The sequence below is a fragment of the Pseudoxanthomonas sangjuensis genome, assembly GCF_010211755.1.
In the GTDB taxonomy this organism is placed as follows: domain Bacteria; phylum Pseudomonadota; class Gammaproteobacteria; order Xanthomonadales; family Xanthomonadaceae; genus Pseudoxanthomonas_A; species Pseudoxanthomonas_A sangjuensis.
Map to the genome: position 1 here is coordinate 1 of NZ_PDWR01000023.1, position 14,901 is coordinate 14,901.

Annotated in this window: 14 protein-coding genes and 1 riboswitch; of the genes, 1 reads left to right on the forward strand and 13 read right to left on the reverse strand. The window is 68.5% G+C overall.

All coding sequences use genetic code 11. The features are described 5' to 3' along the window. Positions 1 to 126 precede the first annotated feature (126 nt). The 8 genes from ribB to CSC71_RS11925 form a co-directional block, all read right to left on the reverse strand. Positions 127 to 1,218, reverse strand: coding sequence for a 3,4-dihydroxy-2-butanone-4-phosphate synthase (gene ribB / locus CSC71_RS11890; protein ID WP_162374597.1), 1,092 nt, complete (start codon positions 1,216 to 1,218; stop codon positions 127 to 129). Further along, positions 1,215 to 1,817: a riboflavin synthase gene (locus tag CSC71_RS11895; RefSeq protein ID WP_162374598.1), complete on the reverse strand. Its 603-nt coding sequence runs from the start codon at positions 1,815 to 1,817 to the stop codon at positions 1,215 to 1,217. The genes ribB and CSC71_RS11895 overlap by 4 nt, the downstream gene beginning before the upstream one ends. Before the next feature lie 145 nt (positions 1,818 to 1,962). Beyond that, positions 1,963 to 2,108: riboswitch (FMN riboswitch) on the reverse strand. A gap of 89 nt (positions 2,109 to 2,197) precedes the next feature. Beyond that, on the reverse strand, positions 2,198 to 3,190 hold the full coding sequence (locus CSC71_RS11900) for a Gfo/Idh/MocA family protein (RefSeq protein WP_162374599.1): 993 nt from the start codon (positions 3,188 to 3,190) through the stop codon (positions 2,198 to 2,200). Next, the gene (locus CSC71_RS11905) at positions 3,187 to 4,026 is read right to left on the reverse strand and encodes a phytanoyl-CoA dioxygenase family protein (protein ID WP_162374600.1); all 840 of its coding nucleotides are present in this window, start codon (positions 4,024 to 4,026) and stop codon (positions 3,187 to 3,189) included. The genes CSC71_RS11900 and CSC71_RS11905 overlap by 4 nt, the downstream gene beginning before the upstream one ends. Before the next feature lie 72 nt (positions 4,027 to 4,098). Further along, the gene (ribD, locus tag CSC71_RS11910; protein ID WP_162374601.1) at positions 4,099 to 5,196 is read right to left on the reverse strand and encodes a bifunctional diaminohydroxyphosphoribosylaminopyrimidine deaminase/5-amino-6-(5-phosphoribosylamino)uracil reductase RibD; all 1,098 of its coding nucleotides are present in this window, start codon (positions 5,194 to 5,196) and stop codon (positions 4,099 to 4,101) included. A gap of 205 nt (positions 5,197 to 5,401) precedes the next feature. Next, positions 5,402 to 5,938 carry a transcriptional regulator NrdR gene (gene nrdR / locus CSC71_RS11915; RefSeq protein ID WP_162374602.1) on the reverse strand — a complete coding sequence of 179 codons (537 nt, stop codon included), beginning with the start codon at positions 5,936 to 5,938 and terminating at the stop codon, positions 5,402 to 5,404. A gap of 101 nt (positions 5,939 to 6,039) precedes the next feature. Then, positions 6,040 to 7,293 carry a serine hydroxymethyltransferase gene (gene glyA, locus CSC71_RS11920; protein ID WP_162374603.1) on the reverse strand — a complete coding sequence of 418 codons (1,254 nt, stop codon included), beginning with the start codon at positions 7,291 to 7,293 and terminating at the stop codon, positions 6,040 to 6,042. Between the two features lie 156 nt (positions 7,294 to 7,449). Beyond that, entirely contained in the window at positions 7,450 to 7,923 is a 474-nt protein-coding gene (locus CSC71_RS11925; protein ID WP_162374604.1) for an RcnB family protein, read from the reverse strand. A gap of 213 nt (positions 7,924 to 8,136) precedes the next feature. Here CSC71_RS11925 and ettA point away from each other — a divergent pair, with 213 nt between their 5' ends. Next, complete coding sequence (ettA, locus tag CSC71_RS11930) at positions 8,137 to 9,801, forward strand: energy-dependent translational throttle protein EttA (protein WP_162374605.1); 1,665 nt, start codon at positions 8,137 to 8,139, stop codon at positions 9,799 to 9,801. A 176-nt stretch (positions 9,802 to 9,977) separates the two neighbouring features. Here the strand turns inward: ettA and def are convergent, their stop codons facing one another. The 5 genes from def to CSC71_RS11955 form a co-directional block, all read right to left on the reverse strand. After that, a complete protein-coding gene (gene def, locus CSC71_RS11935; protein ID WP_162374606.1) occupies positions 9,978 to 10,502 on the reverse strand; it encodes a peptide deformylase in 525 nt (174 codons plus the stop codon). Between the two features lie 75 nt (positions 10,503 to 10,577). Next, positions 10,578 to 11,279: a DUF6445 family protein gene (locus CSC71_RS11940; RefSeq protein WP_162374607.1), complete on the reverse strand. Its 702-nt coding sequence runs from the start codon at positions 11,277 to 11,279 to the stop codon at positions 10,578 to 10,580. Positions 11,280 to 11,286: 7 nt separating this feature from the next. Further along, entirely contained in the window at positions 11,287 to 12,918 is a 1,632-nt protein-coding gene (locus CSC71_RS11945; protein WP_211368016.1) for a tryptophan halogenase family protein, read from the reverse strand. 117 nt (positions 12,919 to 13,035) lie between these two features. Then, positions 13,036 to 14,058 (reverse strand): cupin-like domain-containing protein, encoded by a 1,023-nt coding sequence (locus CSC71_RS11950; RefSeq protein ID WP_162374609.1) that lies wholly within the window; start codon positions 14,056 to 14,058, stop codon positions 13,036 to 13,038. Positions 14,059 to 14,060: 2 nt separating this feature from the next. Next, the gene (locus CSC71_RS11955; protein ID WP_162374610.1) at positions 14,061 to 14,813 is read right to left on the reverse strand and encodes a SapC family protein; all 753 of its coding nucleotides are present in this window, start codon (positions 14,811 to 14,813) and stop codon (positions 14,061 to 14,063) included. Positions 14,814 to 14,901: the final 88 nt, after the last annotated feature.

Below are 14,901 nucleotides of genomic sequence, written 5' to 3' on the forward strand. Positions count from 1 at the left end.
GTTTAACAGGCGGCGGGGGTGGGGGGCTTGCCCCGGTTGTTGGTTGCCGGTTCTTGGTTGCTGGTGTGGTGACGCAAGGCCGACCGTTTTCCTCCAACAACCAAGAACCGGCAACCAACGCCCCTCTCAGGGCTGGACGTACTCCACCACCTCCAGCCCATACCCCGCCAGCCCCACCTGCCGGCGCGGCGTGCCCAGCACGCGCAGCCTGCCCAGGCCGAGATCGGCGAGGATCTGCGCGCCGGCGCCGTTGCGCCGCCACTGGCCGACGTCCTTGGCATTGCGGACGACGGGTTCGGCGCGCAGCCGCGCCAGCAGCGCCTCGCTGTCGCGCGGTTCGGACAGCACCACCATCACCCCCTGCCCTTCGGCATCGATCGCGCGCAGCGCGTCGGTCGCGGCCACGCCGAAGTCGCCGCGCCGCCAGTGCAGCAGGTCGGCCAGCGGATTCTCGACCTGCACGCGGACCAGGGTCGGCGTCGCCGCGTCCGGTTGACCGCGGACAAGGGCGAAATGCAGTTCGTGGGCGATGCGGTCGCGGTAGGTAACCAGCCGGAACGGGCCGAACTCGGTGTCGATGTCGCGTTCGTCGACGCGCTCCACCGTGTGCTCGTTGTGCAGGCGATAGGCGATCAGGTCGGCGATCGAACCCATCTTCAGCCCGTGTTCGCGCGCGAACACTTCCAGCTGCGGCCGCCGCGCCATCGTGCCGTCGGCGTTGAGCACCTCGACCAGCACGCCGGCCGGCTCGAAGCCGGCGAGCGTGGCGAGGTCGGACGCCGCTTCGGTGTGGCCGGCGCGCGTGAGCACGCCGCCGGGCTGCGCGACCAGCGGGAAGATGTGGCCGGGCTGGCTGAGGTCGGACGGCTTCGCGTCGTGCTTCACCGCGGTACGGATGGTGTGGGCGCGGTCGTAGGCGGAGATGCCGGTGGTCACGCCCTCGGCCGCCTCGATGCTGACGGTGAAGTTGGTCTGGAACTGCGCGGTGTTGTTCTGCACCATCGGCGCGAGGCCGAGCTGGCCGGCGCGCTCGCGGTTGATCGACAGGCACACCAGGCCGCGCGCGTGGGTGACCATGAAGTTGATGTCGGACGGCTTGACCAGTTCGGCGGCCATGATCAGGTCGCCCTCGTTCTCGCGGTCCTCGTCGTCGACGATCACGACCATGCGCCCGGCGCGGATCTCGTCGAGCAGTTCGGGGATGGCGGCGAAGCTCATGTGCCGCTCCTTTCGCCGAGCAGGCGTTCGACGTAGCGCGCGACCAGGTCGATCTCGAGGTTCACCGCTTCGCCGGCCTTCGTCTCGGCGAAGCGGGTGTGCGCCACCGTGTGCGGGATCAGCGCGACCTCGAAGCCTTCGCCATCGGCCTCGTTGACGGTCAGGCTGACGCCGTCGACGCAGACCGATCCCTTCTTCGCGACGTACTTCAGCAGTGCGGCCGGCGCGGCGAAGCGCCAGCGCTGCGCGCGCGCGTCCTCGGCGATGGAGACGACCTTGCCGATGCCGTCGACGTGGCCGCTGACCAGGTGCCCGCCGAGGCGGTCGGTCGGCCGCATCGCGCGTTCTAGGTTCAGCGCCGCCCCGACCGGCAGCGCGCCCAGCGTGGTCAACGACAGGGTTTCGTTCGACGCGTCGGCCTTGAACGAGGCCGCGTCGAACTCGACCACGGTCAGGCACACGCCGTTGACCGCGATGCTTTCGCCGAGCCGCACGTCGGCGAACGGCAACGAACCGGTTTCGAAGGTGAAACGGACGTCGCCGCCGCGCGGCTCGTGCGCGGCCAGGCGGCCGACGCCCTCGATGATGCCGGTGAACATCAGCGCACCCCCGGCTGGAACGGGCGCGACGGGACGGCGATGGGCATGGGCATGGGCATGGAACGTTCTCCGCGTGTACGAATGCGAGAACGCCCCCAGGGCGGGGAAACGCGCCACGCTCCGCCGATGCGGGGCCGAAGCGCGATGCCGTCTTCTTTCATCCGGACTGTGACCGTCGGCCCCGGCATTCGACCGGGTCTGCTGACCCTCCGGCATCGCCGGAGGCGCTCGCGGGCTCGCCCCGAAGGGCCTACCGCCGGTGGGGAATTGCGCCCCGCCCTGAAGACGTCGTTGGTTCGCCGGCGAACCGGCGGGCGGCATTCTACCGCGGCGGCGGCGCTGCCCCCAGTCCGCCGGCGAACGCAGCGTTGCGCCCGGATCTATCGGCGCCCGTAGTAGCCGGCCAGCACCTGGTCCATCACCCGGCTGGTCCGCGCGGCCGATTCCGGCGTCGAGGGGCAGGCGCCGCGGCCGTTCAGTTCGGCGACGATGGTCTCGATCAGCGGCTGCTGGATGTGCAACGGGTTGGCGATCCGGTATTCGCGCACGCCCTCGGCGTCCTCGACCACGATCGGGCCATCGCCGAAGGTGGCGAATGCGATCCGGCCGCGGTCGCCGACGATCTCGACGCCGTCGCGCTCGCGGAAGCTGCCGAAATTCCACGCGCCCGTGCCCTGCACGCCGTTGCCGAAGGCGAACGACATCGATACCGTGTCCTCGGCCGGATAGGCGCGCAGCTGGTTGCCGGCGTGGCCGGACACGGAAACGATCGGGCCCAGCAGGTAGTCGAGCATGTCCAGCGTGTGGCAGCCCACGTCGACGAACAGGCCGCCGCCGGAAACCTCCGGGCGCACGTGCCACGGCAGATCGTCCGGATTCCGGTAACGCGGTTCGAACGGATCGTGGAAGACCACGCTGGCCAGCCGCGGCGCGCCGATCGCGCCCTGCTCCAGCAGTTCGCGGATCTTCAGGAAACGCGGCAGCGCGCGCCGGTAGTAGGCGACGAACATCGGCACGCCGGACCCGCGGCTGGCGCGGATCATTTCCTCGCACTCGGCGAAGGACAGCGCCATCGGCTTCTCGACGTACACCGGCTTGCCCGCGGCGATCGCCATCAGCGCGTACGGCTTGTGCGTGGACGGCGGCGTGGCGACGTAGACCGCGTCCACGTCCGGATCGTCGACCAGCGCCTGCGCGTCGGCGTACCACTTCGGCACGCCGTGGCGGCGCGCGTAATCCTCGGCCGCCGCCGCGTCGCGGCGCATCACCGCGACCAGCGCCGAGCCCGGCGCCTTCTGCAGCGCCGGGCCGCTCTTGACCTCGGTGACCTTGCCGCAACCGATGATGCCCCAGCGTATCGTCTTCTCGCTCATCGGGTCGCGAATTCCTTGCGCAGGAAGGCCTGGTGCAGCGCGTGGTATTCGTCGACCCGCGGGTAGCGCGCGCGCTCGGCGACATGCGCCTGCAGCGCCGCGCGCACCGGCGCATCGAGGCCGGCGAGGTATTCCGGCGTGTATTCGTTGTGGTCGAGCACGCCGAAATGCAGGGTCGGTTCGGCGCGGTCGGAGTGGAAGCCCAGGTGCACGGTGACGCGCCGCTTCGCCAGCGTCCCGCCGTAGCCGCGATGGATCGCGTAGTTGTTGTAGAACACCGCGTGCCCTGGCGGCACCACGATCTGCCTGCCTCCGCTCAACTCGCGGTCGACCGGCGCCATCTTGTCGGTCGGGCCGAACAGCGCGCGCTCCTCGGCGTTCATCTGCCGGCGATGGCTGCCCGGCACGATCCACAGGCAGCCGTCGTCGGTCAGCGGGATGTTCACCTGCACGTAGTTGTAGTCGTAGCCTTCGCTGAACCAGTCCGGGTCGATCCGCTCGTCCGGCACCTGCAGCACGTCGCGGTGCCATTTCTGCCGGTATTCGACCCCGGCCTCGCCGTAGAACACCGAGGCGCCGTCGATGATGATGTTGCCGTCGCCGAGCAGGTCGCGGCAGATCGCGTGGATGCCCTCGTTGCAGATGATTTCCTGCAGCCTGCGCACGTCCCTGCCCGGCTGCAGGAACTGCAGGTTCATCATCTTCGCGCGTTCGCCGCGGCCGCGCCGCGCCTCGACGATCGCGTCGATGTAGCGCGCCACCTGCGCATCGTCCAGCACCCGGCGGATGACGTAGCCCTGCTCGCGGAACTGCTTCGATTCACCTGCGTCCAGCATCTCGGGTTCCTCTGGCGCGACACGCCCGGATGCGTGCCGACGGATGGGGAAACCGCCCGCGCAAGGCCAAAGTCAGGCCAATTCCCGCGAGCGCAACAGCAGGCGCGTATCCTCGCCGATGACGCGCGATTCCACCACCTCCAGGTGCAGGCGCTGCGCCATCTGGTCGATGCCCAGCCCGGCGAACAGCGGCCGCGCCTTGTCGCCCAGCAGCACCGGCGCGACGTACAACAGCACTTCGTCGGCCAGGCCGGCGGCGAGGAAGGCCCCGGCCAGCGTGGCGCCGGTTTCGACCAGCACCTCGTTGACCTGGCGCTCGGCCAGCAGCTTCAGCACCGCGTGCAGGTCGAAGACGCCGCGCGCGACCGGCACGGCCTGGTGTTGCGCGGCGAAATCGCGCGGCAGCCTGGCATCGGGTGCGTGCAGGTACAGCGTCGGCGCGTCGCCTTCGCGCACGCGGCCGCGGGCCACCGTCGCCAGCCCGGGGTCGAGCACCACGCGCAACGGCGCGACGAAGGCGGTATCGTCCTCCAGGCGCACGGTCAGCGACGGGTCGTCGACCAGTACGGTGTTGGCGCCGGTCAGGATCGCGCCGCTGCGCGCGCGCCAAAGGTGCACGTCGCGACGCGAAGCCTCGCCGGTGATCCACTTCGAATCGCCGTTGGCCATCGCGGTGCGGCCGTCGAGGCTGGTGCCGAGCTTGACCCGCACCCACGGCCGGCCGCGCTCGACGCATGAAATGAAGCCGCAGTTGAGCTGCCGTGCCTGCGCTTCGAGCAGGCCGGACCGGACCTCGATGCCCGCCGCGCGCAGCCTGTCGAAGCCTGCACCGTCGACCCGCGGGAACGGATCGCGCATCGCCGCGATCACCTTGCCGACGCCGGCGGCAACCAGCGCATCGGCGCACGGCCCGGTGCGGCCGGTGTGCGCGCAGGGCTCGAGCGTGACGTAAACGGTCGCGCCCTTCGCGCGCTCGCCGGCGGCCTGCAGGGCGAGGATTTCCGCGTGCGGTTCGCCGGCGCGCCGGTGCCAGCCCTCGCCGACGATCTCGTCGCCGTGGGCGATAACGCAACCGACCATCGGGTTCGGCTTGGTCGTGAACGCACCGCGCTCGGCCAGGCGCAGCGCGCGGGTCATCAACTGGTGGTCGGTGGAGGTGAAGTCGGTCATGGGGCGATTCTAATGCCCCTCTCCCCTCGGGAGAGGGGTTGGGGTGAGGGTTCGGCGAAGTGACACAACCCGGAAGATCCGGAAACCCCACAACAAGCGCAAAGCAATGCCTGTTGTTTTTTACCGACATTCGAGCATCGCTGGCTTCGCCGAACCCTCATCCGGCGCTACGCGCCACCTTCTCCCGACGGGAGAAGGGAAAACGTCAGCGCTTGCGGCTCTTGTCGACGTTCTTGTCGAAGGGCACCACGTCCGCGCCGAGCAGCTGCAACTGGCCGCTGGCGGCAGGCAGGTCGCGCTCGAGCTTCTCGATTTCCTCGCGGAAATCGGCGACGTCCTCGAAGCTGCGGTAGACGGAGGCGAAGCGCACGTAGCCGACGTGGTCGAGCTTGCGCATCTCGTTCATGACGAAGTCGCCGATCCGGCGCGACGGCAGTTCGCGTTCGCCGCTCATCCGCACCTGGTGCACGACCGAGCGGATCGCGGTTTCCAGCTGTTCCTCCGACACCGGACGCTTGTGCAGCGCGCGCTCCATGCTCAGGCGCAGCTTGCGCGCGTCGAAGGCCTCGCGGCGGCCGTCGCCCTTGATGATCGCCGGCAGCTTCAGTTCGATGGTTTCCAGCGTGCTGAAGCGCTCGCCGCAAGCCTCGCACTCGCGGCGGCGACGGATCGTCGCACCGTCTTCCGACGCGCGCGAGTCGATGACCTTGGTGTCTACGTGCTGGCAGAAGGGGCAGTGCATGCGATCAGGAACGAGTGTAGGGGAACGAGGAACGGGTGGAAACACGCGCTCCAGCCATTGAATTCACTCGCTTCTCGTTCCTCCCATTCGCTTTTCGTCGTTCAGCCGTAAACCGGGAACTGCCAGCACTGCCGGGTCACGTTCTCGCGCACGCCGGCGATGACCTTCTCGTCGCCCGGGTTGTCGAGCACGTCGGCGATCCAGTTGGCCAGCGCCACGCAATCCGGCTCCTTGTAGCCGCGGGTGGTCACCGCCGGGGTGCCGATGCGCAGGCCGGAGGTGACGAACGGCTTCTGCGGGTCGTTCGGCACCGCGTTCTTGTTGACCGTGATGTGGGCGCGGCCGAGCGCGGCTTCCGCATCCTTGCCGGTGACGCCCTTGCCGATCATGTCGACCAGCATCAGGTGGTTCTGGGTACCGCCGGAAACGATCTTGTAGCCGCGCTTGATCAGCGTCTCGGCCATCGCCTGCGCGTTCTTCACCACCTGCTGCTGGTAGGCGGTGAATTCCGGCTCCAGCGCTTCCTTGAAGGCGACGGCCTTGGCCGCGATCACGTGCATCAGCGGGCCGCCCTGGATGCCCGGGAAGACGATGCTCTGCAGCTTCTTCTCCAGGTCCTCGGAAGGGTTCTTCGCCACGATGATGCCGCCGCGCGGGCCGCGCAGGGTCTTGTGCGTGGTCGAGGTCACCACGTGCGCGTGCGGCAGCGGGTTCGGGTAGACGCCGGCGGCGACCAGGCCGGCGACGTGGGCCATGTCGACGAACAGGTACGCGCCGACCTTGTCGGCGATGGCGCGGAAGCGCGCCCAGTCGATCCGCTGCGAATAGGCGGAGAAGCCGGCGACGACCATCTTCGGCTTGTGTTCCAGCGCCAGCTTCTCGACTTCGTCGTAGTCGATCAGGCCCTGGTCGTTGACGCCGTACTGGATGGCGTTGAACAGCTTGCCCGAGGCATTGACCTTGGCGCCGTGGGTCAGGTGGCCGCCGTGCGCCAGCGACATGCCGAGGATGGTGTCGCCCGGCTGCAGCAGCGCGAAGTAGACGGCCTGGTTGGCCTGCGAGCCGCTGTGCGGCTGCACGTTGGCGTAGTCGGCGCCGAACAGCTGCTTGACCCGGTCGATGGCCAGCTTCTCGGCGACGTCGACGAATTCGCAGCCGCCGTAGTAGCGCTTGCCCGGATAGCCTTCGGCGTACTTGTTGGTCAGCACGCTGCCCTGGGCCTCCAGCACGCGCGGGCTGGCGTAGTTCTCGCTGGCGATCAGCTCGACGTGGTCCTCCTGGCGCTGGCGCTCGGCGGCGATGGCCTGGGCAAGTTCGGGGTCGTAGCCTTCGATACGGGCGTCGCGCGGGAACATCGGGTCTCCGGAGGGGGTGGCAAACGGGTCCTTCATTGTAGCGCCCCCCGTCCGGCGCCTGCTGGCGGGCCCCGGGCGCGGCGGCCACGGACGCCCGCCGCAAAAAAAGCGCGCCCGAAGGCGCGCTTTCCCGGATCCCCCGTCCTACCGGCGGGATCAGTGGTTCAGGATGACGTCGGCGATGATGCCGGTGGCGAGGGCGACCAGCAGGAAGTCGCCGGCGTCGCTGCGGCGCCAGTAGTAGCCGTGCGGCGGGCGGCGCAGGCCGTAGTAGCCCCAGTCGTTGACCACGTAGGTCGGCGCGTAACCCGGGCCGTAGTAGTAGCCGCCACGGGCCCAGTACGGGGCCGGGCGGTGCACGACGACGGTGCGCGGCGCGTAATAGGCCGGGCGCGGCCGCACGTAGACCGGCCGGTACACGACGCGGTCGCCGCGGTAGTGGTCGTGGCGATAGTCGTGGCGATAGTCGCGGCGATAGTCGCGGTCGCCGCGGTGATCGCGCTGATGGCTCCAGCCGCCGCGGTCGTGGCCACGGCCATGCCCGCGGCCATGGTCGCCGGCGAACGCCGGGGCGGACGCCATGCCGAGCAGCAGGACGGAAGAAACGACGGTCTTCAGCAAGTTCTTCATGGCGGCTTCCCCGCGTGTCTGGAACATGGGGCGAACTATCCACCCGCCGGTCTGAACGGATGGCTGCTGGAACCGGTTCCGCCAACGATTGTTTAATAACCGGTAAGGGGCCAGCAGCCCGGCCCCAACGGGTATAATTCCCGTATCCCCAAACCCGTCACAGTCCGTGCCTTCCGGCGCGGGCACGGCCGCGCTTACGGAGCCCGCACCGCAATGTCCTCGCAATACATCTACACCATGAACGGCGTCAGCAAGACCGTGCCGCCGAAGCGCCAGATCATCAAGGACATCTCGCTGTCGTTCTTCCCCGGCGCCAAGATCGGCCTGCTCGGCCTGAACGGCGCCGGCAAGTCGACCGTGCTCAAGATCATGGCCGGCGTCGACAAGGACTTCGAGGGCGAAGCCCGCCCGCAGCCGGGCATCAAGGTCGGCTACCTGCCGCAGGAGCCGCAGCTGGACCCGAACCAGACCGTGCGCGAAGCGGTCGAGGAAGGCGTCGGCGAAGTGCTGCAGGCGCAGGCCGCGCTCGACGCCGTGTACGCCGCCTACGCCGAGCCGGACGCCGACTTCGACAAGCTGGCCGCCGAGCAGGCGCGACTGGAGGCGATCCTCGCCGCCGGCGACGCGCACACGCTGGAACACCAGCTGGAGGTGGCCGCCGACGCGCTGCGCCTGCCGCCGTGGGATGCCGTGATCGGCAAGCTGTCCGGCGGCGAGAAGCGCCGCGTGGCGCTGTGCCGCCTGCTGCTGCAGAAGCCGGACATGCTGCTGCTGGACGAACCGACCAACCACCTGGACGCCGAATCGGTCGAGTGGCTGGAACAGTTCCTCGCCCGCTACACCGGCACCGTGGTGGCGGTGACCCACGACCGCTACTTCCTCGACAACGCCGCCGAGTGGATCCTCGAGCTCGACCGCGGCCGCGGCATCCCGTGGAAGGGCAACTACACCGAATGGCTGCAGCAGAAGGACGAGCGCCTGCGCCAGGAAGAGAACCAGGAAAAGGCCCGCCAGAAGGCGATCCAGAAGGAACTGGAGTGGGCCCGCCAGAATGCCAAGGGCGGCCGCTCGAAGGGCAAGGCCCGCCTCGCCCGCCTGGAGGAACTGCAGTCGGTCGAATACCAGAAGCGCAACGAGACCAACGAGATCTTCATCCCGCCGGGCGAGCGCCTGGGCAACTCGGTGATCGAGTTCAAGAACGTCAGCAAGAAGTTCGGCGACCGCCTGCTGATCGACAACCTGAGCTTCCTGGTCCCGGCCGGCGCCATCGTCGGCATCATCGGCCCGAACGGCGCCGGCAAGTCGACGCTGTTCAAGATGATCACCGGGCAGGAAAAGCCGGACTCGGGCGAGATCAACATCGGCCCGACGGTGAAGCTGGCCTACGTCGACCAGAGCCGCGACAAGCTGGAAGGCAACCACACCGTGTTCCAGGAAGTCAGCGGCGGCCTCGACATCCTCAACATCAACGGCGTCGAGATCCAGTCGCGCGCCTACATCGGCCGCTTCAACTTCAAGGGCCAGGACCAGCAGAAGATCGTCGGCAGCCTGTCCGGCGGCGAACGCGGCCGCCTGCACATGGCCAAGACCCTGCTGCAGGGCGGCAACGTGCTGCTGCTCGACGAACCGTCCAACGACCTCGACATCGAGACCCTGCGCGCGCTGGAAGACGCGCTGCTGGAATTCCCCGGCAACGCCTTCGTGATCTCGCACGACCGCTGGTTCCTGGACCGCATCGCCACGCACATCCTCGCCTTCGAGGGCGACTCGCACGTGGAATTCTTCCAGGGCAACTACCGCGAGTACGAAGCCGACAAGAAGCGCCGCCTGGGCGACGACGCCGGCCCGCACCGGCTGCGGTTCAAGGCCCTGAAGTAAGCCGTGTTGCCGCAACCCCTCTCCCGCTCGCGGGAGAGGGAAGCGTGCGCGCAGCGCACGAGGGCGAGGGCCGGCTCCTGACGTCTCCGGGTTGCGGCGCACCCGGCTCGCTACGCTCGCACCCCCTCATCCGGCGCTTCGCGCCACCTTCTCCCGCAAGGGGAGAAGGAAGCAACTCACCGCCCCGCGCCTATCTCCGGGAACAGCACGTCGGTGAATCCGAAGGTGCTGAAGTCCCTGATCCGCGACGGGTACAGGATGCCATCCAAGTGGTCGACCTCGTGCTGCACCACGCGCGCGTGGAAGCCTTCGGCCTCGCGTTCGATGCGCTTGCCGTGGATGTCGTAGCCGCTGTAGCGGATGTATTTCCAGCGCGGGATCACCGCGCGCAGGCCGGGGATCGACAGGCAACCTTCCCAGCCGTCCTCGATCTCGTCCGACAGCGGCTCGATCGCCGGATTGGCCAATGCCGTGCGCGGCACCGCCGGCGCGTCGGGATAGCGCTCGCTGCTGTCGAAGCCGAACACGATCAGCCGTCGGCTCAGCGCGATCTGCGGCGCCGCCAGCCCCACGCCGCCGGCGGTATCCATCGTCTCGAACATGTCGCCGGCCAGGTCGCGGATCTCGCCGCCGAAATGATCGACCGGGTCGGCGACGCGCAGCAGCACCGGCTCGCCCATCCTCACGATGTCGCGGATCATCTGGACCTCCTTCGCAATGGTGCATCGACGATGCGGCCAGCCTAGCGCCTTTCCCGCGCGCAGGCGAAGCGCGGGTCAGACAGCCACGTCGATGAAGCTGTTGATCGACAGCCGCCCGGCCAGCGGATCGGGCGGCGGGATATTGGCGTTGTCGATGCTTGCCGAATGCAGCGAGTTGCGCCGGTACACCACCAGCCGGTTGTACACGCCCTCAACGCCATCGATCCGCTCGAACAGCGGCGTGTCTTCGCCGATGTAGGCGGCCGGGGGCGCGTCGGCGCCGCGGCTTTCCTGCTCCAGCCGGGTGAAGTAGGCCAGCTCGCGGCCTTCATCCACGTATTCGAACCCGGTGCTGCGATGGCGGTAGAACGCGGTACCGCCCCAGTTGCCATGGAACAGGTAATGGACCGACGCCAGTCCGCGTCCGGTGGCCGAATCGATGTGCGGAATCCGCTGCAGGAAACCCAGCTTCTCCGGCGGCTGCGTCACCAGCGAGTAGTGGCACATCGGGAACGCCAGCCGCGCCTGCGGCGGCAGGTCGAAGACCTCGCCCAGCAACGGGCGCAATAGCCGTTCGAGGAAGGCATCGTACGACAGCGGCGCACGCATGCGGATGCCGGGGAACATCGCCCCCTGCGGGGTAAAGTGGCCGCGTTCGGCCTTGCGCACCAGCCGGTCCGGGTCGGCCACCAGCTGGTCGATCACCAGCAGCGGCGCGCCCTCGGCGCCGATCCGCCGTACCTGAAGGCGCAGTTCGGGATGCGCCTGGATCAGCATCTGCGCATCACTGGGTCAGGCCTCCGCCGACGCCGGCAATCTTTCCGGTCACCCGCTCATGCTGCCGGGCGCGTGCGTACATCTGTTCCCAGGCCGAGGGCGGCGCCTTGCAGTAGCTGTTGATGAACTGCTCCTGGCTGGGCATGGCCGCCACGGCGGCATCGATCGGCTTGCGCACGCTCTCGAGCAGGCGCTTGAGATCGGCGTCCGACAGCGCGCGGGTCAGTGGATGGTGACTGCGGGGCATCACGCCCTGGCCGAGCATGCAGTGGGTCCAGGAGTCGAGGCGGAACAGTTCGTCCTCCCCCTGCCACGCGTAGCCGGTCTCACGGAACACCTGGATACGCTCGGCCAGGCCCGGCGGCAGTTCCATTTCGCGGCACTGCTTCCACAGGGGCTCATCGCGCTGGTTGAGGTGGTAATGCATCACCACGAAGTCGCGGACGTGCTCCAGCTCCTGGCGGCTGACCTGGTTGAAGCGGTCCACCGCCGCCTGGCTGATGCCCTCGGAGGGGAAGAACTGCACCAGGCGGGTGACCGCGCTCAGGGTCAGGTGGATGCTGGTGGACTCCAGCGGCTCGATGAAGCCGCTCGCCAGCCCGAGCGCGATCACGTTCTTGTTCCAGGCCTTGCGCCGGCGCCCGGTGCGGAACGGGATGATCCACGGGTCGCGCAGCGGCTTGGACGGGTTCTCGGCGAGCAGCCTGGCGGTCGCCTCGTCGTCGGACATGTGCGCATCGGAAAACACGATGCCGCACCCGATCCGGTGCTGGAGCGAGATCTTCCAGTGCCAGCCGGCCTCGTGCGCGATCGCGCGCGTGTACGGCACCGCTGGCCCATCGGCTTCGGTCTGCAGCGCCACCGCGCGGTTGCTTGGCAGCCAGTGGTTCCAGTCCTCGTAGCCGGTGTGCAGCGCCTGCTCGCTCAGCACCGCGCGCGCGCCGGTGCAGTCGATGAACAGGTCGCCCTCGATGACCTGCCCATCCTCCAGCACCAGCGACTGCACGTAGCCGCTGTCCGGATCCTGGCGTACCTGGGCGATCTTGCCCTCGACGCGCTTGAGCCCGCGGCCCTCGCACTTGACGCGCATGAACGCCGCATACAGCCCGGCGTCGAAGTGGTAGGCATAGCTCACATCGCGACGCTCCATCGCCGTGGCCGCCCTGGTCCAGCGCATCGACCACTGCTGGGCGTTCTGGCCGGCATCGAACAGGGCGAATCGGTCCTGGCGCGCGGCGACGGTCTCCAGGCAGTAGTCGCCCAGTTCGCTCCGCATGCCGCGGCGGCGGCTTTCCAGCCAGAACTGGTGGAAATCGCACGACCAGGTGTTCACGCCGGTGGTGCCGAACGGATGGATGTAGCGCGAACCCGGGCGGACCCAGTTCTCGAACGAGATCGCCAGCTTGAAGCTGCCGGCCACCGAGCTGAGGAACTCGCGCTCGTCGATCTGCAGCAAGCGGTGGAAGGTACGGATGGTCGGGATCGTGGACTCGCCCACGCCGACGGTGCCGACCTGCTCGGACTCCACCAGGGTGATGTCCAGCAGGTCGCGGAACTGGTGGGTCAGCGCGCAGGCGGCCGCCCATCCTGCGGTACCACCGCCGGCGATCACGACCTTGCGAATACGGTTGTTTTCCACAACGCCTCCCCCCTCTCTGGTTTTGCGATTGCGCCACGGTCGTGGCGGATCAATTCCGGTCGCCGACTCCCGCATCCGGCGCCGCTTGCCCTTCTCCCGACCCGCTCCCGCCGCCCTTCAGCGATTGAGCTTGCCGATCAGCTGCGCGCGCATGCTGCGCGCCAGCATCTCGTCGAACGGCCCGAGGATGTTGCGTGCGGGCTCGGGCAGGTGCGCGCCGGCCTGTTCCGCCGGACCGAACACGTAGTATTCGAAGACCTCGCGCCATGCCCGCTTCTCGCGCTCGGGCCGGTCGCGGATCGTCCACAGCGCGTGGTAGAGCGCATGCATCGGCGTCGGGATCCACGCCGGCATGCTGCCCCACCAGTAGTTCACCAGCACGGTGAACGGATCCTGCCCCTGCACGTGGTGCCACCACATGCTCGGGATGAAGATCGCATCGCCCGGCTCGAGCACCACCGACTGCGCCGTCGCCAGCGCGTCGCGGAAGCGCGGGTAGCGCTCGAAATCCGGGGCGGCGAAGTCGACCACGCTCACCGCCTGCCCACCCGGCGTCGGCTCCAGCGGCCCCGGGTACAGGTTGGCGATCTGCTCCGGCGGGAACAGGGTGAAGCGGCGGCGCCCCACCGCGCAGCACGCGATATTGTTCGGCGCGTCGTAATGGCACGAGGCGGTGACCCGGTTGCCGATCCAGATCGCCGGCGGCGCCTCGATGCCGCGGGCGGCGAAGTCCAGGTCGTTGCCGGCGCGCAGGCCGGGCAGGCAGTAATCGACCAGCAACGAAGCCACGTAATACGTCGGTGGCCGCGGATCGTCCAGGTACCCCGCGAGTTCGTCGAGCACCTGGTCCAGCCCGCCGCGGCGGACCCGGCAATTGAGCGCGGTGAAATCGGCGTTGTAGAACGGCCGGCCGGCGGTTTCCGGTTCGCCCCAGTTGTACTGCACCGGGCGCCCGTTGTAGTGCCTGCGCAGATGGTCCATCGCCGCCCGCGGCGACTCCCGGCCCGCCTGGACCAGGGGCCAGTCGCGCACCAGGCCCTTCAGCACGGTGGGCAGGCCATCGGCGAGCAGCGTTTCGAGCGGCAGCGCATCGGCGCCATGGCCTTCCATCACGCGGACGTCGGCAAGCCGGTCGAACATTGTCAGGCCGCCTGCCCCTGCGATCCTTCCTGTTCGCGCAGACGGCGCTGTTTCTCGGCGATGAGCCGGCGCATGTTGTGCAGCGAAGCCAGCACCAGGTACGCCCCCTCCAGCCAGCCGGCGCGATGCAGGTCGTGAAGCGAGGCCGCGTCCAGCGCGGCCAGGCGCTCGCGATCGATGCCATGCAGTCCGGTCAGGTTGACCGCATGGTTGGCATCGAAGCGCACTTCCAAGGTGACCGGCTGGATCAGCTCCAGCGCCTGGAACGCGGCGAACATCTCCTTGCCGCCTTGCAGGCCATCGTTGATGCCCCGCAGGACGGTGATGACGTGTTCGAGGTAGGGGCTGTTGCCGCCGTGCGTCAGGAATACGGGCTCGCCCTGCCCCGTGACGATTCGCGGATGGTCCAGGTCCACGTGGATGACCGGCTCGTTACGCAGCTGGCCGTCGACTTGCTGCTCCTGGAAACCGATCAGGAACGGTCCGCGGGCGACGATCCCGGGCAGGTAATACGCATTCCAGTTGCCCTGGTTCAGGAACAGGTTTTCCTGGCGGTCGAACCCGAGCAGCGCCACCGCCTGGAATTCGCCCGCGGCGTCCTTGCGGAAGAAGATCGGGTACTCGCGTTGCAGTTCGGCGAACTCGGTCGGGAACGCCTGGACCATACCCACGTCGTCGCCGAACTCGGCGCCGAAACGGGTGGACACGCGCAGGTCCCGGTGCGCGATGTTGTTGAGCAGTTCGTATCGGGCCATTTCAGCTTGGATCCTGTGATTTCCTCGGCCCCGGGATGATCAGCTGGCCGCAAGGCCGACCATATCGGTATTGCCGCACCAGCGGCAA

Excerpts from the sequence above, each read along its gene's own strand:
- glyA (WP_162374603.1), bottom strand. The coding sequence starts at position 7,293 with ATGTTCCCGCGCGACGCCCGTATCGAAGGCTACGACCCCGAACTTGCC.
- CSC71_RS11950 (WP_162374609.1), bottom strand. The coding sequence starts at position 14,058 with ATGTTCGACCGGCTTGCCGACGTCCGCGTGATGGAAGGCCATGGCGCC.
- ribD (WP_162374601.1), bottom strand. The coding sequence starts at position 5,196 with ATGACCGACTTCACCTCCACCGACCACCAGTTGATGACCCGCGCGCTG.
- CSC71_RS11955 (WP_162374610.1), bottom strand. The coding sequence starts at position 14,813 with ATGGCCCGATACGAACTGCTCAACAACATCGCGCACCGGGACCTGCGC.
- def (WP_162374606.1), bottom strand. The coding sequence starts at position 10,502 with ATGATCCGCGACATCGTGAGGATGGGCGAGCCGGTGCTGCTGCGCGTC.
- ettA (WP_162374605.1), top strand. The coding sequence starts at position 8,137 with ATGTCCTCGCAATACATCTACACCATGAACGGCGTCAGCAAGACCGTG.
- CSC71_RS11925 (WP_162374604.1), bottom strand. The coding sequence starts at position 7,923 with ATGAAGAACTTGCTGAAGACCGTCGTTTCTTCCGTCCTGCTGCTCGGC.
- ribB (WP_162374597.1), bottom strand. The coding sequence starts at position 1,218 with ATGAGCTTCGCCGCCATCCCCGAACTGCTCGACGAGATCCGCGCCGGG.
- CSC71_RS11905 (WP_162374600.1), bottom strand. The coding sequence starts at position 4,026 with ATGCTGGACGCAGGTGAATCGAAGCAGTTCCGCGAGCAGGGCTACGTC.
- nrdR (WP_162374602.1), bottom strand. The coding sequence starts at position 5,938 with ATGCACTGCCCCTTCTGCCAGCACGTAGACACCAAGGTCATCGACTCG.
- CSC71_RS11900 (WP_162374599.1), bottom strand. The coding sequence starts at position 3,190 with ATGAGCGAGAAGACGATACGCTGGGGCATCATCGGTTGCGGCAAGGTC.
- CSC71_RS11940 (WP_162374607.1), bottom strand. The coding sequence starts at position 11,279 with ATGCTGATCCAGGCGCATCCCGAACTGCGCCTTCAGGTACGGCGGATC.
- CSC71_RS11895 (WP_162374598.1), bottom strand. The coding sequence starts at position 1,817 with ATGTTCACCGGCATCATCGAGGGCGTCGGCCGCCTGGCCGCGCACGAG.